Annotated in this window: 16 protein-coding genes; 7 read left to right on the top strand and 9 right to left on the bottom strand. The window is 45.5% G+C overall.

What is annotated here, in order from left to right; all coding sequences use genetic code 11:
• The first annotated feature begins 20 nt into the window (after positions 1 to 20).
• On the top strand, positions 21 to 5,465 hold the full coding sequence (locus MHUN_RS12635) for a PKD domain-containing protein (protein ID WP_011449385.1): 5,445 nt from the start codon (positions 21 to 23) through the stop codon (positions 5,463 to 5,465).
• 759 nt (positions 5,466 to 6,224) lie between these two features.
• On the opposite strand, the gene MHUN_RS19765 is transcribed toward MHUN_RS12635, so the two are convergent.
• Both MHUN_RS19765 and MHUN_RS12630 read right to left on the bottom strand, forming a co-directional pair.
• On the bottom strand, positions 6,225 to 6,350 hold the full coding sequence (locus MHUN_RS19765; protein ID WP_275039185.1) for a hypothetical protein: 126 nt from the start codon (positions 6,348 to 6,350) through the stop codon (positions 6,225 to 6,227).
• 338 nt (positions 6,351 to 6,688) lie between these two features.
• Positions 6,689 to 7,459 carry an Rpn family recombination-promoting nuclease/putative transposase gene (locus MHUN_RS12630; RefSeq protein WP_239441530.1) on the bottom strand — a complete coding sequence of 257 codons (771 nt, stop codon included), beginning with the start codon at positions 7,457 to 7,459 and terminating at the stop codon, positions 6,689 to 6,691.
• Positions 7,460 to 7,785: 326 nt separating this feature from the next.
• Between MHUN_RS12630 and MHUN_RS12620 the strand changes: the two genes are divergently transcribed.
• Positions 7,786 to 8,049, top strand: coding sequence for a tetratricopeptide repeat protein (locus MHUN_RS12620; RefSeq protein WP_011449383.1), 264 nt, complete (start codon positions 7,786 to 7,788; stop codon positions 8,047 to 8,049).
• 146 nt (positions 8,050 to 8,195) lie between these two features.
• Here the strand turns inward: MHUN_RS12620 and MHUN_RS12615 are convergent, their stop codons facing one another.
• From MHUN_RS12615 to MHUN_RS12595, 5 genes are all read right to left on the bottom strand, one after another.
• Entirely contained in the window at positions 8,196 to 8,537 is a 342-nt protein-coding gene (locus MHUN_RS12615; protein WP_011449382.1) for a HepT-like ribonuclease domain-containing protein, read from the bottom strand.
• Entirely contained in the window at positions 8,534 to 8,827 is a 294-nt protein-coding gene (locus MHUN_RS12610; RefSeq protein ID WP_239441529.1) for a nucleotidyltransferase family protein, read from the bottom strand. The genes MHUN_RS12615 and MHUN_RS12610 overlap by 4 nt, the downstream gene beginning before the upstream one ends.
• Before the next feature lie 404 nt (positions 8,828 to 9,231).
• On the bottom strand, positions 9,232 to 9,804 hold the full coding sequence (locus tag MHUN_RS12605; RefSeq protein WP_048067520.1) for a hypothetical protein: 573 nt from the start codon (positions 9,802 to 9,804) through the stop codon (positions 9,232 to 9,234).
• Positions 9,782 to 9,985: a hypothetical protein gene (locus tag MHUN_RS12600; RefSeq protein WP_143709498.1), complete on the bottom strand. Its 204-nt coding sequence runs from the start codon at positions 9,983 to 9,985 to the stop codon at positions 9,782 to 9,784. The genes MHUN_RS12605 and MHUN_RS12600 overlap by 23 nt, the downstream gene beginning before the upstream one ends.
• Before the next feature lie 205 nt (positions 9,986 to 10,190).
• Complete coding sequence (locus MHUN_RS12595) at positions 10,191 to 10,868, bottom strand: Rpn family recombination-promoting nuclease/putative transposase (RefSeq protein ID WP_239441528.1); 678 nt, start codon at positions 10,866 to 10,868, stop codon at positions 10,191 to 10,193.
• Positions 10,869 to 11,194: 326 nt separating this feature from the next.
• Between MHUN_RS12595 and MHUN_RS12585 the strand changes: the two genes are divergently transcribed.
• The 4 genes from MHUN_RS12585 (at position 11,195) to MHUN_RS17710 (ending at position 16,206) form a co-directional block, all read left to right on the top strand.
• Entirely contained in the window at positions 11,195 to 12,193 is a 999-nt protein-coding gene (locus MHUN_RS12585) for a tetratricopeptide repeat protein (protein WP_011449378.1), read from the top strand.
• A gap of 722 nt (positions 12,194 to 12,915) precedes the next feature.
• Positions 12,916 to 13,251: a hypothetical protein gene (locus MHUN_RS12580; RefSeq protein WP_011449377.1), complete on the top strand. Its 336-nt coding sequence runs from the start codon at positions 12,916 to 12,918 to the stop codon at positions 13,249 to 13,251.
• Between the two features lie 52 nt (positions 13,252 to 13,303).
• Complete coding sequence (locus MHUN_RS12575) at positions 13,304 to 14,161, top strand: PKD domain-containing protein (protein WP_011449376.1); 858 nt, start codon at positions 13,304 to 13,306, stop codon at positions 14,159 to 14,161.
• 425 nt (positions 14,162 to 14,586) lie between these two features.
• Positions 14,587 to 16,206 carry a trypsin-like serine protease gene (locus MHUN_RS17710; RefSeq protein WP_158498224.1) on the top strand — a complete coding sequence of 540 codons (1,620 nt, stop codon included), beginning with the start codon at positions 14,587 to 14,589 and terminating at the stop codon, positions 16,204 to 16,206.
• A gap of 44 nt (positions 16,207 to 16,250) precedes the next feature.
• Here the strand turns inward: MHUN_RS17710 and MHUN_RS12565 are convergent, their stop codons facing one another.
• Positions 16,251 to 18,269 carry a sodium-translocating pyrophosphatase gene (locus MHUN_RS12565; RefSeq protein ID WP_011449374.1) on the bottom strand — a complete coding sequence of 673 codons (2,019 nt, stop codon included), beginning with the start codon at positions 18,267 to 18,269 and terminating at the stop codon, positions 16,251 to 16,253.
• Between the two features lie 171 nt (positions 18,270 to 18,440).
• Here MHUN_RS12565 and MHUN_RS12560 point away from each other — a divergent pair, with 171 nt between their 5' ends.
• Positions 18,441 to 19,364 carry a tetratricopeptide repeat protein gene (locus tag MHUN_RS12560; RefSeq protein WP_011449373.1) on the top strand — a complete coding sequence of 308 codons (924 nt, stop codon included), beginning with the start codon at positions 18,441 to 18,443 and terminating at the stop codon, positions 19,362 to 19,364.
• Here the strand turns inward: MHUN_RS12560 and MHUN_RS12555 are convergent.
• Entirely contained in the window at positions 19,330 to 20,754 is a 1,425-nt protein-coding gene (locus tag MHUN_RS12555; protein ID WP_011449372.1) for a DNA-directed DNA polymerase II small subunit, read from the bottom strand. The genes MHUN_RS12560 and MHUN_RS12555 overlap by 35 nt on opposite strands.
• Positions 20,755 to 20,786 lie beyond the last annotated feature (32 nt).

The following is a 20,786-nucleotide window of genomic DNA, read 5'->3' as shown; positions in this document are numbered from 1 at the left end:
TATATTTTCAGGATGAGAAGATGGGGGGAGATATTATTTTTCGGAAACGATCAGGCCATGTAAAGAAAAGGTATTGTGAAGATGCTCTATCCGAGATAGTATCGTCGTTATCTCTGATTGTGGTTCTTGTTATTGCAACCGGTATAATACTCTCTTACTCAACCGGTCAGTATCCGAAGACAACCCTCCCTCATACCGAGATTGAATATACGAACAGCTCTGGATATGCCTTTTTTACTCATAGCGGGGGAGATAACCTCTCACCAGACTCGATCAGAATACGTGTTTTTAATGGAACCTTTAAAAAAGAATATGATCAGCATACGATACACTTAATCAGACCTGATGGAAATGCTACAAATTGGAGCACATCAGGTTCAGATCTTGGGTTTGGATATAGTCTACGTGTTCCTGCAAGCGGAACAAATCTGTCATATCAAATCCTTCTCAATAAGTCAGGTGGAGAACATCTCTATCGTGAATTCGGGAAACCTGGTGCAACAACTATTCTCCCCATTCCAACAACGCCGACTCCTACTCCGTATCCAGATGTGAATTGTACGCTCACCGAATCAGATGCTCTCTTTTCTATCACTCATACAGGATCCAATCCTCCTACCTACCTTCTTTCGAGTTTGGGAAATGGCACACATTCATACACAATATTGGGGCAAGGTTTTTCCAAAACAATGAATGGAAGAGATGCGTCGATTACATTCCCGAATCTGACAACAGACAGGACATATCAGGTTATTCACACAGTTATTCAGAAGGATAGTTACTATCCTGTCTGCTCAAAATCATCTTCGCAATCAGTAACAGTGTATGGCTGTTCTGATACTTGTTATGCGAATTTCATTTATGAAAGTGATCCGTATAATCGGTTCAATATTAGTTTTAGAGATCGGTCAGAAGGAGCTGATGAATGGCGATGGAACTTTGGCGATGGCCACACAAAATCTGAATCAAACCCAATTCATGAATATTCATCTTTAACGATTCCGTCGTACAGAGTCACTCTGACCATTGGGAAAAACCAGTGTGGAAACCGTATATATTGCAGCACAACCAAACAGGTTTCCATTAATTGTTCAGCGAATGCAGATTTTAATTGGATATATGAAGGGAGATCTCCAGATACTTGGGATGTGAATTTCTTATGGAACGCTGGGACCTATCTGTTTGGCAAACCCTATGTACTCATCTGGGATTTTGGCGATGGAAATAGGACTCAAATTTCTCATCTTGATTGGACTGGCTCAATCCAACATGGTTATTCTCATTATAATCAATGTAAAGATTACAGCGCAACTCTGACGGTAAATACGAAGGATTGTGGCAGTTACTCCGCAACAAAAACAGTGTCCTTACCGTGTATCTGCTATGAAAACCCGATTGCCAACTTTTCAGTAGCAAAAGAACAGATTGGAACTCCTTTTGTTATCTCCATAACCGACAATTCCACCCATTCAAAGTCATCAACAGGTCTCGTGCAATGGATCTGGGATATGGGAGATGGAGTAGTTTTCAATAATACAAGCCCTCCTGGGACCTTTACCTATTCATATCCACGATGCGGAGAGTATTCCATACTCCTGACGGTATTTGATACGCAGGGATGCTGGGATGACACCATCCGCAAAGCTACCTGCGGTGGAGACATCTGTATCCCTGGAATACCGAACGCCAGTTTTGTTTATGTACCAACCGGAAAAACTGTGAAGTATACAGATACCTCCAAACCCGAGGGAACCATTCAGCGATGGCAGTGGGATATGGGAGATGGCACCCGATATATCACCCAAAACGTGACCCACGAATACGCAACATATGGCAATTATACGGTAAAGCTGCGGGTATGGGATCAGGATGGTTGCTTTGGTGATACGATCAGGGATATCTCTCTCACCTGCCCACAACCTGACGCAAATTTCACAATCACCAATGTAATTGCTAATCCCCGAACGTTCCGTTTTACTGATACCAGTATCATACCAACTGGTTTAGCTGCGAACTATCTCTGGGACTTTGGTGACGGAACATCTTATTCAGGAAAGAACCCGCCTGATAAGGAGTATGCAACCTGCGGTCAGCATCCAGTACGTCTCAAAGTCATGACCGATTGTGGTTCTTGGGATGAGGTAGTAAAGCCGGCTGTATGTGGTTGTCCACTCCCAGAAGCGAGATTCCGCATTGAACCAACAACCGATCCTCAGGAATTCAGGTTCATCAATGAATCCGTTTCTGAACATCCAATCACTGGATTATTCTGGGAATTCGGAGATGGCACAAATTCAACAGAGCAGACCCCGACTCACCGGTATGCAACCTGTGGCCATTTCACGATCCGCCTGAAGGTTACGACCGACTGTGGCTCCTCAGACGATGTCATTCAGGATGCTATCTGTGGTTGTCCAGCTCCTGAAGCACAATTCAGGATCGAGACCACTGCTGATCCATTAGAGTTCCGTTTCATCAATGAGTCGTTATCTACCCGTCCGATCACCGGATTATTTTGGGAGTTTGGTGATGGAACAAACTCAACCGAGGAAAACCCGACTCACCGGTATTCAACCTGTAGCCATTTCACGGTCCGCCTGAAGGTTACGACCGACTGTGGCTCCATAGACGATGTCATTCAGGATGCTATCTGTGGTTGTCCACTCCCAGAAGCGAGATTCCGTATTGAACCAACAACCGATCCACAGGAATTCAGGTTCATCAATGAATCCGTTTCTGAACGGCCAATCACTGCAGTATTATGGGAGTTCGGAGATGGCACGAATTCAACAGAGCAGACCCCGACTCACCGGTATGCAGCCTGTGGTCAGTTCACCGTCCGCCTGAAGGTCACAACCGATTGTGGTTCATCAGACGATGTCATTCAGGACGCGATCTGTGGCTGTCCACCACCAAAACCTGACTTTGACTACACCTGTACCGGGCCGACAAACGTCAGCTTCACCGACCTCTCCCGTGCGATTGGCGGTGGAATTAATGCCTGGTATTGGGAGTTTGGAGATCTAAGGCCGGATAACACCTCCGGATTACAAAACCCGAACCATAAATATGATAATCCCGGCACATATCCGGTAAATCTCACGGTCTTTACAACATGTAACTCATCAGCCAGATGGACCAGATTCGTCACCGTCCCCTGTTGTGAGATGCCGGTTCCCGGATTTACCTATGCCTGTAATCCTGATGGATTGACGGTGGACTTCTCTGACACCACAAAGACATCCGGAGATGATATCTCTGACTGGTTATGGGAGTTTGGAGATGGAAATTCATCTATCCTTCAAAACCCACAGCATACATACATAAGAAACGGAACATGGCAGGTAAATCTCTCTGTTACTACCACATGCGGAGCGAAGAACAGCTATCGGGAGAGCATATCCACCCCCTGCTTCTGCACCCCGCCAGTTGCGAACTTCTCAACCGAGATAATCTCCGGTGAACCCTTTACTGTCAGAATTCGCGATTCATCCCAAAAACCGGAAACGATCACCCATTGGAACTGGAGTTTTGGTGATGGAACTTATTACACTGGACAGAATCCCCCTGACCATACCTACGCAGCTGGATGTGGAGAGTATCTGGTTTCACTCACAGTAACAAACGAATGCGGAGCTAGGGACACATTTGACAAACTCGTTTGTTGCCCGGTATATGCCAATTTCACCTATAGAATGGAACCTGTAAATGGCACCGCTCCCCTGACTGTATACTTTACTGACAGGACAATTGGAACGCCGCAATCCTGGGGATGGACCTTTGGTGATGGAGGCGTCTCTTCATTCAGAAACCCAGTCTATACCTACAAAACAGGTGGGAATTATTCAGCAACACTCCATGCAACCAGCCCGTGTGGAGGGAATGAAACCCATAGTGAACAGATACATGTCTATTGCCCGCCGGTTGAAGCATTATTCAATTATACCATTGTTAATGAGGATCCCCTGACTGTTCAGTTTACCGATCTCTCCACCGGATATGACATAGTAGAGTGGAACTGGTACTTTGGCGATGGATCCTCCTCAAAAGAGCAGCACCCGGTCCATACCTATTACATCCGTGATGACTACCAGGTAATCCTTACCATTAAGAACTCATGTGGAAGTGAATCTACGAATTCCATGTATCTGCCGATTGGATGCCTGCCGCTAACTATTGTTGCCACAGCTCATGAGGGTGGGTTTATCAATCCGTCAGGGAATGTCACCGTCCCCTGTGAATGGAGCCAGCAGTTCAATATTACGCCGGATCTCTGTCATACGATCAGAGATGTGGTAATTGATGAGAATCAACCGAATGCACTGCATCTTGGACCGGTTGAGAGTTACACCTTCATCAATGTGCAGTACGATCAGACCATTGATGCATACTTTGATCTAAAACAGTTCCAGATCGCCTCATCTGCAGATGCGGGAGGAACGATTGATCCACTGGGAATAACTGTGGTTGATTGTGGTTCAGATCAGAGTTATACTATTACAGCGGCATTCTGCTTTAATATCACCGATGTAATCATCAACGGGACACAGCACCTTGGTCCTCAGGTAAGTCCCTTTACCTATACATTTACGAATGTAACTTCAGATCAATCAATTCATGCAGTGTTTGCTCTGAAGACATTTCCAATAAATGCGACTGCCGGTTTTGGTGGGAATATTACACCAAATGGGATAGTCATGGTCAATTGTGGATATGATCAATCTTTTAGCATTACCAATCTCACGTGTTGGAATATTTCTGACGTTCGGGTTGACGGGACTTCGATGGGTCCAATCAGAAGTTATACGTTTACGAATGTGACTGAACCACATAATATCAGTGCATCGTTTGTGCCAAGAGGGCCGTATAATATCACAGCTTCGGCAGTATATCTTGATGTGGGTAGTTACACACCAATACCAATTACCGGCATGATCGATCCGGAAGGGGTTACTTCGGTTCAGTGTGGCAATTCACAGAGTTATTCAATGGAGCCATCCTTTATAATCGGAAAAGAAACCTATTTATTTGCTGAATTATTGATTGATGGGAGATTTTCAAGTGCAATTAATCCATATGTGTTTACAAATGTTCAGGAAGATCACACCATTGTTGCATATTATGGACCTAAATGTTACTTCCTGAAGGGTGTTGTGAGAAATGAAACAACTGGATTGCCAATTGAGAACATAAGAATAGAATTTTACCGCAATGCAACACCAAATGAATTCCTCTGGTATACGTATACTGCATCAGATGGCTCATACATTATTCCGAATGTCATTGCAAATGCAGCCCAAAGATATGATGCATATATCGGAAATAATTCTCCTCCGTGGCAAACAATCCGTTCCTATCTTTATGATGATCCGAATCCGGATTTCAATGGACCATGGAGATGGAGAATTCAATTCAACCCCGGAAGTAAATGTGATCGGTATTTGGATTGGTATGGAACGTTTTAATTTTTTTAAGGCTGTTACAAAACTCTAAACCAATTAATACTTTTCGGGGAAAAAATTTTTAAACTCTTTTAATCTCAATTGAATGGAGAATTTAATCGTGTTAAAACGTCAATTTAATTATGCATAATCCTCTGTTATTCTGGTATTGATGCAATATCCGTGAATTTTTTGCTCCCATAGAAAAAAATCATGTTTATGCTATAATCTACTACCCTAGTCAGAGGATCACCCATCTGGTTTCTAGTTATAATGCATCATCAAACCTCACTACATGAAGATGGAGAGTGGGTTTTGCCAATTCTACACATGAAAATCTCATGGATCCATAATAACCATGGCAGGGTCACCCCGGATTACCCTGAGCGTCAGGAGGAATACCGGTCCCTGCACCCACATAATGACCGATGGATATCAGTCCCCTGACCAATCTATGTCTTCTGATTATCTGAAACAATAAAATATCAGTATATATTCGACAAAATCACAAAATGGCACGATGTAGCAGTTGTAACAGTTGTAGCACTTCTATGGAAAAGAGACCCTCAAAAAAATTACCGATAAAAAAATCCCACTTTCGGAGAGATGAAAAGAGCCGATTAAATTAATTTATACGGTTTTATCGCTTTCTTGGGTGATAATCCAATCAAACATATACATCTTCAGGGGAGAGTATCAGGGAACCCCACCCCGGTTACCTCCCACGTATCTCCAGTACTGACAAACTGAATTCGACCCTGATTTTTGAAACATGAAATTGAATTAGTCTGACCGGTTTTCATTATCACCCCAGAGTTCTGATGGTCTGATCTCCATTCCAGGAACTGTATACGCAACCACAATCCGGTTGAATATGAAACTATATGGGATATCCCTGAAAACCTTCATTATGCCCAGAAAGAGGTTTAAATAAACATTATATCTGGAATGTGATAGTATTTCCAGGACACGACCTGTACTTCATGACATGATCCTCCGTGGCAAAGAGTGGTCATTCAGACTTTTCATACAATGATCTACCCAAAAATTCAATGAAACCCCGGTACCTATACCGGAACTGCAGAACATAAATCAGGATTATTTACCCATCGGGTGTCAGAAGAAATTATGACCGAGGAGATGAGCGACAATCAGAAATTATCTTCCTGACTTCTTCTGGTGACAGACCGGATATTGATACAATAGAATCGGGCGAAATACCTGATTCATTCATATGGAGAACAATCTCAATTGAGTGTTTCCTTTCTTCCCTCTTTTCCTTCCTCTCTCCCTTCCTTTCTCGCTTCATTCTCCCGAATTGCCTGATCTATTATCCACATCTCTCGTGCTTCATAATACTCTCTCAGTTCCGGCTCCTGGCTCTTTACTATCAACCTGTTATATGCCTCATTCACCGCTTCACTTGCCTGTGCTGCCATGATCATCTCCTCTTCAGTATTTGCTCCCAGAAATATTCTCCATGCCCAGAGATCGTTTTTATACGAAACTCCTTTATCACTATTAGAGTTTCCCACCTGCATAAACATGAGGGAAAAGTCATCACAAACCTGTTCAAAACACTCCCTTTCCAATGCATGAAAACAAAATACCGGCTCATCGCCCTGAAACCAAGGATGACCAAGGATACAGATACTAGTCGTCCGGCTCAGGGATCCAGAATTGTTCCCTTTTATCGGTTGTGATCCATGCAGCCGTGCCCAGTAAAAGAGCATTCGCTTATGAATCGCCCGTTGCCGTTCTGCCTGCATCTCAATAAAGAACTGATCTCCATTCCCCGTGGTCAGTTTAATATCCAGAATACCCTCCTTCTCTAGCGGATAATTCCGTAAGAGGAACGGGTTCTTCAGCGTGATGTCCGTGCATGATACACCTGTAATTGAACTTAGCAGAGAAGAGAGCAGATCTTTTGACTCTTCCGATCCGAATAACACCTTGAATGCAAAGTCGTTTTGAGGGGACATGAGGAACCGGTCATCACGGGCGATAATCTCTGCCATGAGTCCTGATTTGTATGATAGAATTGCGGATATATCTTGCGAATTATTCCGGTAAGGCATCCATGAGTACCACCTTCTGTTACTGGTCCCCTCACTCATCCTCTCTGTACTGGATACCATTCCCTGCATCATATCCACCGGGATTATCTCCATCCGGCCCTGTTTTTTGAAAAATAACCTGCAATATATACATAACTATCCCCCGAATTGACCGACAAAACAGCTAAATACTTATCCTTCACATATCCCCATGAATCATTCTGATAGGGGACCCCTTCAGAACAAGAAAGGAGTGAGACATAATTACTGACCTGTTTGAGTCTGCGATGAAGCTCTTTCATCAGGGTGATTACCAACGGGCCACCCTGAAATTTCGACACCTCATCGATTATGACAAAACAGACGCAAGAGCCTGGAATGGTCTGGGAATGTGTCAGGTCCGTCTGCATGACTATCATGAGGCACATGCAAGTTTTCTGAATGCAATCCGGTTTGACCCTGATAATCAGATCTATCTGAAAAATCTCCATGAAATGACGAAAAATGTCAGAAAGACCCTGAACATAGGACAGAACTACTGGTCACTGTGAGAATAAAAAATAATATTCTGAAAATATCTATGACCATGATTCCATATACCATTTGGCCGTTTCAGGGTTCCCTAATCTAGGCCCATATTATGGAATTGTAGATATATATAGCGAGTTCGCATAAGATTAGTCGCATTAGGCTGGAATCACTCCTCAATTTCAGAAAGGACATCTTCTAATTGGTTCTTGAGTGTAAAGAGTTCATTGGTTACAATATCCCATACTATCACCCAGTTTATGGAAAAATAACTGTGAATTATTCTGTCCCTGACGCCAATCATCTCTTTCCATGGAATATCTGGATATCTGTCTTTTATTGCCATGGAAACATTTCGTGAAGCTTCACCGATAATCTCCAAAGCACGCGACACAATATGTTGAAGATCCACATCTGAATACAAATCATCAAGAGTTTTTTGCTGACATTTCTCCTCAATATATCCAATTTCATGAAGGATATGCTCAATGAACACAGAATCCCTTTTCATACCCAGATAACCTCACGGAGTACATCCTGCCGAATTCTTTTGTCAAGAGAGTGTTCAGCAATCAACTCTACTCTTCTCCCAAAAATCTGTTCTAAATAAAAAATACATTGCATAAAGGGACGAAATTGTTCTTTGCCCTCTTCAAATAATACAATAAGGTCTATGTCACTCATTGGTCCGGCATCATCCCGAGCAAATGAGCCAAAAAGCCCCATCTTAATAATACCATATCGCTCCCGAATAACTGGCATTTCCATTTTTAGTTTTATAATAATTTCCTGTCGTTTCATAGGGAGCATTGAACCTCTCTCCATTGAAGTATTCATATCAGATACTAAATGGGTAGGTCTTTCTGATTCAATAATCCATCGGGATGAGAATTAAATAATTTTTAATGGATAGAACAGAGAGAGTGAGGAATCATGTTCTCCATGAATTAAGCTATACTCTTCGGTTAGATATCTGTAATATGTACATTCAGGATCCAAGATCATACTTTGAAGAGGTTATGCAGGAAACAAATGAAGTATAGTGCATCGGTGTCTCCTGGCTTATCAAAAGTTTTTTCGATACCCCCCATCGCTTCATGTAACCAGACCGACAGAAGAGAAGGGTTGATATTAGCGGGGTAATAACTGCACCGGGATAATAGAATATCAGGTGAGAATAAAAGTTGTTAGCTGTTGAGCCTGGACTATATCAGGTGTCTGACTTCTTCCGGCATCCCGGTAATCTGTGCAATATCAACAATTGACATCCCTGCCTCCTTCATCCGACGGAGTATAGTAGCCATACCTTCTCTTCTGCCTTCAGCTTTCCCCTCTGCTCTCCCTTCTGCTTTTCCTTCTTCCTTTCCTTCCGCTTTATAAGCTGCAATACACTTGTCTACTTTTTCAGCTAACATGGTCCCTCCAAGAAACGGGTTTGGTATCGGTATATCCTGATCTCTCATTAATGTATTATCAAAGAACAAGGAGAAATCCTTCCTCATATCAGCCATCCCTTCATCTGTCTCCATCCACTGGTTCAGTCTTAATCCAAGCTCTATGAGTTCCACAGGCCCTGCGGATTGTTCAAGTCTGAATAAACATGCAGAGAGGTTTCTGACCTCGAGCAGATGATGCACTGACAGCCTGAGTTCATCGATCAACAGATACGGAACAGAAGGAACAAATCTCTTAACCTGTTCTGGTGCGGCAATAATATCCCTGATATCCCCTGGCACCTTCCAGGGTTCTTTTCCATTATAGAATTCTGATATAAACATCCGCTTCAGGAGAGATGAAAAGATCCTTTAAAATCAATTTTTTTACGTATTCTCGTTTTCCAGGGTGATAATCTAATAAAACATATTCATCATCAGAATAGAGAATTAAAAAATCCACCCAGTTTCCCTCCCTCTGGTTTGGATTACTGAAAAACAGTATCCAGCCATGATTTTGAAACATGAAAATAAATTTTTCTGACCGGATTTCATTATCCCCCCGGTATTCCGATGGTCTGATCCCCATTCCTGGAGCTGTATGCCCCACTACAATCCCCTTGTATATAAACCTCTATTGAATGCCTGAAAACCTTCAATATGCCCTGAAAGAGGTTTAGATAATCATAGTATCTGGAATGTGATACGATTTCCAGGACATGGCATACACGTCATGGAATGACACTCAGTGGCAAAGAGCGTTTATTCAGACTTTTCATATAATGATCTGCACAAAAATTCAATGAAAGCCCGGCAATTATACCGGACGTGCAGAATATAGTTTCAGGGTTTGATCCCCGTGATATTCTCCATGCCCAGAGATCGTTTTTATACGAAACTCCTTTATCACTATTAGAGTATCCCACCTGCATAAACATGAGGGAAAAGTCATCACAAACCTGTTCAAAACTCTCCCTTTCCAATGCATGAAAACAAAATATCGGCTCATCGCCCTGAAACCAAGGATGACCAAGGATACAGATACTAGTCGTCCGGCTCAGGGATCCATAATCTTTCCCCTTAATCGGTTGTGATCCATGCAGCCGTGCCCAGTAAAAGAGCATTCGATTATGAGTCGCCTGTTGCCGTTCTGCCTGCATCTCAATAAAGAACTGATCTCCATTCCCCGTGGTCAGTTTCATATCCAGAAAACCCTCCTTCTCTAGCGGATAATTCCGTAAGAGGAACGGGTTCTTCAGCGTGATGTCCGTGCATGATACACCTGTAATTGAACTTAGCAGAGAAGAGAGCAGATCTTTTGACTCTTCCGATCCGAATAACACCTTAAATGCAAAGTCGTTTTGAGGGGACATAAGGAACCGGTCATCACGGGTGATAATCTCTGCCAAGAGTCCTGATTTGTGTGATAGAATTGCGGATATATCTTGCGAATTATTCCGGTAAGGCATCCATGAGTACCACCTTCTGTTACAGGTCACCTCACTCATCCTCTCTGTACAGGATACCATTCCCTGCATCATATCCACCGGGATTATCTCCAACCGGCCCTGTTTTTTGAAAAATAACCTGCAATATATACATAACTATCCCCCGAATTGACCGACAAAACAGCTAAATACTTATCCTTCACATATCCCCATGAATCATTCTGATAGGGGAACCCTTCAGAACAAGAAAGGAGTGAGACATAATTACTGACCTGTTTGAGTCTGCGATGAAACTCTTTCATCAGGGGGATTACCAACGGGCCACCATGAAATTTCGACAACTCATCGATTATGACAAAACAGACGCAAGAGCCTGGAATGGTCTGGGAATGTGTCAGGTCCGTCTGCATGACTATCACGAGGCACATGCAAATTTTCTGAATGCAATCCGGTTTGACCCTGACAATCAGATCTATCTGAAAAACCTCCATGAACTGATGGTTACCTATCTGAATGACGATGACCGGAAAACAGAGTCCCCTGTCCCGGTAACTGGCAGAATTAATCGAAATGATATTCTCCGTTTTATAAGGAATGCTGCCTGCCTGTGTATCGGTTGCATACTCCTCATCATGTATGCTTCACTCCTCCTTCTGGATATGGCAGTTATCTACCCCGCCCTTCATATAATCGGGGTATGTGGACTCATCTTCATCCTTTTCTATCTTGATACATCACTCCTGAAGTATCTCACCCGGATGGGCGTGAAAACCACACATCTCTTCGCAATCTTTATTGTATGTGCAAGTATGGTGTGCCTCATGATACTGCTCGTCACCTTTCCCGGACCTGGACCAGCCACTGCACCTGCAAACCTTCAAAAAATGCAACCATCACCTCTCATAACTCCGTACATGCCCGCACCGGCTGTCCAGACTTCTCATCAGATACCTGCTGCAATGCCAGATCCTGGAAATGAACGTAACCCCTCTGATTCATCCAGAATACAATGCACAAAACCCGATGCCTCCTTTGAATATGAAGTCATCAGCATTAATCCGTATCAGGTCCGATTCTACCTGACTGATAATGGAACTCCCTCTGTACCGGTCGAGATGGTATGGGACTTTGGATCCCGGACGAATGGAACTGGAACAGCGCAAAATTTAGGTCCACTTGGGCTTTCTGCTGCCTATGAAGTCAATTTAACCATCCGGAATGCATGTGGAGAAACCAACTCTGCCATCAGAACAATAGAGCCAGTTAATAAGAGTATTCGTTTGTAGAAATGTGAAATAACCCTTATTCGGGGCCGGGTTATAGGGACGATTCCTGTGCACCTGGAAAAGGGAATTGATAATCCATTTCCGACAGCAGTTTAATGTTCGGATTATTATCTTTCATGTGAATAATTACGTAAAAGAAATGGGTCCTTAAGCGTTCTATCTGGATTCGGTTTACCTGTCGTTAAACCGAGCAGAGAAGAGAGCAGATGTTTTGAATCCTTCGACCGGAATGAAACCTATGAGCCTGTCTTTCTCCACCTGAAATTCTCATTCAATCAATTGAACGTATCACATATATTCACCTGAATGGATATCAACCGATTCTATAAACAAACTCACCGAATGTGGTTTATTATGGTTGTATATGGATCTGAAGGGATCAATGAATAGATCGCTTCCAATACCAAAAAAATTGTGAAGGTCTCTTTTTCATAGAAGTGCTACACCTGTTACAACTGCTACATGCGAGTAGAATTAGAAAATCTCAATAAATTGCAGTATTTCAGTTCGTGGCTTTCAATATGCTGGCTATACGGCAATAAAAACAAGATCAAGCCCAAGTAACCCCGGAATCTGGTAGATTGGAATATCTTCGATAACCGGGAAAATCACTTCATGAGATTACTGAAGTTATCCTGAAGTATTCTGAATTCCATGTTTCTACCCAATACAATACCTATTTCTCTTCCTTGTACCTATCTATCATCATTGGATATGATCATATGACCCTTGATAACCTGTCTATTCGTCTTGGTATGCACCATGGCCTCTACATTGGGGCCTGCACAGGAGTCATCCTCACCTCCCTTATCGTTTTATTTGAATGCTGCGTCCTGAACGGAGGAATAACTCACATCCTGGCTGCGTCACTTGCCCTCATCTGTGCAGGACTCCTGGTTATCGGTTTCATCTGTCTGCTTGAGAATAAAGAATTCTCCATGTCAGATCTCGCCTGCACCTGCCGATACCGGAGATCCATTGATCCGATCTGCAGAAAATGTGCTCTTTCCAGTTTGAATCAGAAAAACTGTGAATATACTCCGAATAATAAAGAATAACTCCCGATAATGGCGTAATCCAATGGCAGGGATGAATAATTCAGGGACTAATATGACTCCCCATGATTTGAATAACAAAGCGGTCAGCACGTTGGTAGGACTCATCTTGATCATCTTCCTGGTAGTGGCTATGGCCGGAATCATCTATGCTCTCATCTTCGGTCTGGTCTCGTCAGTTGAGAAAACCGCCTATGTGGTGACCGGCGCAAAAATTATACCTATTGCTCCAAATATTGATGGAATTGAGGTAGTCCACCGGAATGGGGATACCATGTATTACGAGAACCAGAGTCGGGATGCCCAATATGAAGTCAGGTTCATGGTAGATACCAGTGAAGAGAGTTCAGTCGTCATCACCGATCCTACCTATCTCTCATCAGATACAACCTGGTCACCAGGAGATCGGGTCATTATATTCAGAAAAGCTGACGGGTATTACCTTGCCAATGATCCTGCTCTCATTTCAGGGGCAATTCCTCTTCCTTCCGGTCCAATAGCCATCCGTATCATAGATAATACTCATTCTCAACTGATTGCATATGAGGGGGCAGGATCCATCGGATCTGAACCCACCAGTACACCGACAACAGAACCTACCACAGAGCCCACAACCATCCCGCCAACTCCGACCCCGGTACCGGTTCAGAATTGTTACAATTGTGGACCAGGAGAAGGATTTACGGTCTCATTTACCACCCAGGTCAGAGGGCTGCTCACTATCCGGTTCAAGGATGATTCATCACCCCAGCCCAATACCCGTGCCTGGACCTTTGGTGATGGGGGCTCTGCAAGTGGCGAACTGATTGATCATACGTTTCCTGCACCTGGATCATATCAGATAACCCTGACCGTTAAGAGGAACAACAGTCCCTGTACCTGTACGCTGACCAGATGGATAATGGTCGGGTGACTGTGTTTTTTTGTATCCATGACATTAAAAGTCTATGAGAAGGCATGATGAATTATGTGAATATTCATCTTTACCTCTTATCAGCAGGGCTCTGTTTTGGGGTATTCTCCTGAATTCATCAGACATAGTGAATTATCCAGCCTGAAAGAAGAATTTTTCCCCCTGAAATGGGGACGTATTCGTCATTTTGGTCCGGGGTTCAAAACACAAAAGCACACATTCCCTCTATTTATACAATTTAATAAAAATTCCACCAAACAATTCTTTTTTTTAAAAAAATCTGATCACGACACATCATCTTTTCTAGTACGACATCCATAGGAAAACTGGTGGAGGTTCGTGTGTTGATGGATATAATGGAAATGATATAGATGAATAAAAGCAAACATATCGAAAAAAAATACCTCTTTCTTCTGGTATTGGTCATGCTCTTGATTGGATTTGGATCATCAGATGATCCAGCCATCGGGATCAAGCAATCAGCCCTCTCACACGGGACTGCAGTACAGGATGGAGAACTCGAAGCAGTTGGTGAGGTTATTGGATCAGGAGGATGTACCGGGACACTCATTGCAGACAATCTCGTCCTTTCTGCAGCACATTGCTTCTGTAATGGAAAGAGTAATTGTGTGAATCAGGGGCAGTTCATCCTCCGGAATGTCCGGACAGTAGCAGATCCCAATAACCGCAGAAATGTTACCTTCACCGGAAAAGTAAGAATATTTCCGGAGTATGAAGATCGGGGATGGCAACGGGAAGACTATGGAGTTCTTGAACTCAATTCCCCAGCATCCTCACAGGTACTGGTAACCCCCATACCGGTTGAAGATCCCTGGAATATTCCCCTTGTCGGTGAAACCCTCACACTTGTCGGATTTGGAATGACTGGAGACAAGTGCGCATTACCAGGACAGGGAAAGATGAAGATAGCTCTTCCGGTAGACGAAAGCGGATGGGGCGGTATCAGCTTTAAGAACAACCGGTTATATTCCTGTCCAGGTGACTCAGGCGGGCCGATTCTCAATAAAGCAGGTCACGTGGTTGGCGTGGCATCATGGGGTGACAATCAGGTGAGCGTTTACCGTCCGACTTCATATGCCTACAACTGGATTTTTGGTATCGGCACTCCAAAGTGGAGATTATGTGAATGGGTTCCGGTTGAAACAGGCGGTAAGAACAGCCATGAAAAAGTCCAGATCTGCCCGGACGGGAGTTATCTGACCGCTCTTGACCTGGATGGTGATCAATCCGTCAGCGACTTTGATACTCCTCTTATAGGCCAGGCACGATGCTGCAGGATAGAGGGAAAAGAGCAGGAGAAATGGGCGGAGAGTCAATGGGTTCCGGTTGAGCAGAAAGGCCTTTCTAGTCATAGTATGAGCGGTTCCTGGTGCCCGCAGGGGTCCTATATCACCGGGATAGATCTTGACTCATGTTCTGGATGCGATCCTCTTGATTCACCGGTCATCGGGGCGGTTCAGTGCTCAAAGCCATCCGGAAACGGATTATGGGGCTCAACCTACTGGATGGATGTCGGTCCTGAAAAAAGTCATCAGAAACAGGATTGGTGCTTTGAGGGAGCATACATTACCCAGCTGGATCTCGACCGTGACGGGGAGAGTGATCCTCATGATTCACCGGTTGTTGGAAAAGCGAAATGCAGTTGTTCACGGGCAGCATTCTCTCCTGCGGTCATCCAGATGATTGCAACGCCTTTTATTGCTGCAATTCAGACCCTGGACCCTATGGATATGAATATACCCGAAATGGTTCCTATCGGGCCGGAGGATATCGCCCTGACTCCGTCGAAGACTGATATGGAACCAGACACCAATCGGCCGGGAGAAGATTATACCGTGTTTGACCTTTCCTCACCTGATCCCGAGGCTTGTGCGAACGCCTGCAGGGAAGATGAGAAGTGCATGGCATATTCGTATGTGAAACCCGGGTTTCAAAGTGAAAAAGCACGATGCTGGTTAAAGTCCGGTATTCCTGATGCAGAGCCGGATGAGTGCTGTGTATCCGGAATCATCAGAACCCCGTAATTTTTTAAAAATTTCTTCTATATGCGAGTATCTCAAAAAAAGGATTACATGAAGATAGGTGCAAAGACCACTGCAACAATTGCCATTAATTTGAGCAGAATGTTCAGAGCTGGTCCTGCCGTATCCTTGAACGGGTCACCAACGGTGTCACCGGTAACCGCTGCCTTGTGAGCAAAAGATCCTTTTCCTCCAGAGTGTCCCTGTTCGATGTACTTCTTGGTGTTGTCCCAGGCTCCCCCGGCGTTTGCCATCATGATAGCAACGAGGAAACCGGCAGATATGGAACCGACAAGAAGTCCTGCAAGAGCATGGGAACCGAGAGCAACACCGACGATAATTGGTGCGGCAATTGCCATCATCCCCGGAAGGATCATCTCACGAAGTGCTGCGTTTGTAGAGATGGTGATACAGGATGCATAGTCAGGATCAGTCTTTCCTTCCATAAGTCCTGGAATCTCCTTGAACTGGCGGCGGACTTCCTCCACGATAAACCCTGCTGCCCTTCCGACGGCCTTCATGGCAAAGGAGGAGAACAGGAACGGGAGCATGGCACCGACAAGAATACCGACAAAGACGACCGGTTCAAGCATGTTGACCATATCAAGTTTGACAGCCTGAGTGTATGCAGCAAAGAGACCGAGGGCGGTCAGAGCTGCACCACCGATTGCAAATCCCTTTCCGATTGCTGCGGTTGTGTTTCCGACAGAGTCAAGGGTATCGGTGATGGCACGAACTCCGGGACCCTGGTGGCTCATCTCTGCAATACCACCGGCATTGTCTGCAATCGGTCCGTATGCATCAACTGAGAGGGTGATACCAAGGGTTGCAAGCATACCGACACCGGCAAGAGCCACACCATAAATTCCGCCAAAGTAGTTTGCAATCAGAATTGCAACGGCGACGATGATGACCGGGATGAAGGTAGACTCCATACCGACAGCGATACCGGCGATGATATCGGTTGCTGCTCCGGTCTCTGATGCCTTGACTATGGACCGGGTCGGCTTGTGATCATAGGACGTGTAGTACTCAGTCACAAGTCCGATGAGGAACCCGCCGACAAGACCTGCAACGGTTGCATAGAGGATTCCAAGCTGCCCTGGAGCCAGGACCTGAACAAGGCCGTATACGGCAACAACGGTCAGGAGAAGGCCTGCGAAGGTTCCTGAGTTGAATGCCTTGTGAATTGCATGAGCCTCGTTCTTGTTGGTCCGGACAAAGAATGACCCAATCACGGATGCAATGATACCAAGAGCGGCGATCATCATCGGAAGAGCGATCAGGTTCATGGTCGGAACGCCCTGGAACTGGCTTGCCATACCGGCAGTTGCCCCGATAAGCATCGTTGCAATAACTGCACCAACATATGACTCATAGAGGTCAGCACCCATTCCGGCGATATCACCGACGTTGTCACCAACATTGTCCGCGATAACGGCCGGATTACGGGGATCATCCTCAGGAATACCTGCCTCAACCTTACCGACAAGGTCTGCACCAACATCGGCTGCCTTCGTAAAGATACCGCCACCGACACGGGCAAACAGAGCAATTGATGATGCACCAAGGGAGAATCCGGACAGGATACTGATAGTGTCAAGATCCGCGGCTCCGGTGATACCGGTCAGCACAAAGAACATCAGGGAAAGACCGAGCATACCAAGGCCGACCACGGTCAGACCCATGACCATACCTGCAGAGAAGGAGACCTTAAAGGCCGATGCCATTCCCTGCCGTGCTGCATTTGCCGTCCTGACATTTGCCTTTGTTGCGGAGTACATACCGATAAATCCTGCAAGTGCAGAAAGACCAGCACCGACTACGTAACAGATAGCAGTCAAGGGGTTGATTACAAGCGTAAGAATAACCGCCAATACAACGACAAATACCGCAATGGCAGTATACTGCCGTTTGAGGTAGGTCATTGCACCAAGATGAATGGCTGCGGCTATCTTCTGCATCAGTTCATCACCCGGAGATTCCTTCTTCATCCGGGCATAGCTGAGACCAGCAAAGATAAGCCCGATAAGGGCACAAACCGGTACAATATATAACATATCCATTCGTATCACGTCCAGTCGAAACTGTGAATTGAGACGGTGATCTGTTATCATTCGATGATTATACGTAAATAACGATACGAATTGGCACCGGGGCATTTATATATCCGAACCAGGAGCCATCCATCCAGTCAGAAAATCGCGGTATAATTGATAGATCCTTCATCGCTGATCATGAGCCCTTTATATATTCTCATCATCCTTCTGGCCTTGCTCTGGAGTACACCGGGAGTCGCGGCAACCGGTCTTTTTAATGCGGAGGAGAATATTACTGGGATCCTGGCCCGGGATCCGATCCTGGTGCTTGATCAGTTCGAGAACGGGACCTTTCCTGATATCAATGCCAGTACTCTGATGGAACACCAGGACCTGCTCTACCGGAAACTGGCCCTGGGTCTTATAAACCGGGGAGATTATGAGAGAGCGGAATCTGTCCTCTTAAGTATACCTCCGGAGGTCAGAGGATATGACAGCAGCCTTCTTCTTGCCTTTCTCTATACCAGGATGCAGAACCTTGATGCTGCCCTGAATCATATTGTCAGCCTTCAGGTCCAGTACCCCGATGATCTGAAACTTGATAATGCCCGGGCATATGTGCTCTGTATGGCCGGATCACCAGCTGATGCACGACGGATCATGGAACCGGTTATTATGCAGGTTCCGGGGTATGGTCCCTTTCTTGATACCTGGGGCACTATTCTTGCTGCAGAGGGGAGGTATGCTGATGCAGAAAAAGCCTGCAGAAAGGCACACGCCCTCATGCCCGATGATGCAGAGGTTCTGGCACACCTGGGGATGATCCTATATAAATCCGGAAGAACAGCCGATGCCCAGGACGTATACCAACGGGCAGTCCGGATAGATCCTGCCTTTGGGGAGGGGCAGAAGGAGTATGCCCGTGTTCTGATGGATCTGAAGCGGTATGCTGAAGCGGGAAAGGCGATACGGGCTGCACTCCGATTAATGCCTGGCGATTCGGATCTCATCTCCTGGGAGCAGGAGATTGATGATATCCTGCTGTCGTGGTACATCCGGCAGGAACAGGAGGCTTATCGTCCCCCGATTATAAAACGAGTGGTTCAGGAGAGCCATTCATAAAATCGAACAGTCGCGGTTGTAATGTCTTCAGGTCCAGTGCGATTGCGACTGCAGGTGTCGGCTGGATGTTCATCTGCTTCTGGAATGCGGTCTGACTCTGCCAGGTCCCTGAGTTTATTCCAAGGACATTCCGGTACCTGCTGATCCCATAGATATGGACATGACCGGTATGTACCACTTCAGGGATGGGATCGATGATGAGCCGGTCAACGGTATCTGCGGCAATCGGGGTCCGTCGCCCATAACAGGGGGCAAGATGCCTTCTCTTCAGCATCTCTGGGATGATCTCATGTGCCTTTTCATAACTTGCCCCCGGCATCAGGCCGATGAGATCATCAAATGACCGGCCATGGTACATGAGAAACCGAACTCCCTGCAGGTTCACCAGAGCCGGATTTTCAACAAAGGTACATGAAGACGGGTATGCACTTCTGAACTTTTCAGGGATGGCCGGCTGAGGCTCTGCACCCCTGACCACATCATGGTTCCCAGGAGAGAGAATAATCCTGATGTGGGAGGGCAGATCGGTTAACATCTCTCCCAGAACATCGTACTGCTCATAAATATTGGTGATAACCAGCTCCTTGTCCTGGTCAGGGTATATACCAATACCATCTACAAGATCTCCTGCGACCAACAGGTAGGAGACTTCACTGTCACTGAGCCAGTCTGCAAACCGGTTCCATGCATCCTCTAGGAATGTATCGCTCCCCACATGGATGTCAGAAATGAGAACTGCCGCACCTTTTCGGTCACTGGTATAGGGAGCATGAGAGAACGGGATGTCAGGTCTGAAGATCTGATCTGCAAAGATGAGATTTCCCTCATTTGAGAGGGACCCCCTGACCCCGATGACCTCATCAGGGATGATCCGTTCCGCTTCTGCAAAGTCTGGACGGTCCTTATGAAATAACACATTCACCGAACCGGTCGGGTCCTCCAGTTCCACCATCCGGTGCCCGTTTCCGGTGCTCCTGACATCCATGACCATCCCGCAGACCGAAAACTCCTCCTGCTTATACCGGGTGTTGCGTTTGAGGGCTTCAATCGGAACCGGGTTGCACCGCCCCCGGATCATACCGGAGAGCCGGCTGTACCGGTCAGCAAAATATGCGATATAATCTTCAACTTTTGCTACCGGCCGTGCGGACCCCATCCGTCCGGAGATGATATCCATCTCTGCATCAGAGAGGAACCGGATCCCGTCACGGGCCGGGATAATGCCGGGAATATGCTTTAAGGAGACAACCAGGCAGTCATCAGGAACGCCGGATATAATCTGGTCAATCAGCCGCTCATCCTTCTTTTCACAGATATATCTGACCACATCAGGATGGACCTGAAGTTTTGTATCCAGAAACCGTTCCACGATAACGGAGCTGTCAAGCATTCTGCACTAGTACCTTCAGCATGGAGGGAAAT

This window comes from Methanospirillum hungatei JF-1 (assembly GCF_000013445.1).
GTDB classification, from domain to species: domain Archaea; phylum Halobacteriota; class Methanomicrobia; order Methanomicrobiales; family Methanospirillaceae; genus Methanospirillum; species Methanospirillum hungatei.
The sequence above is the reverse complement of the archived record's forward strand: the minus strand, read 5'-3'. Positions and strand labels throughout refer to the sequence as shown.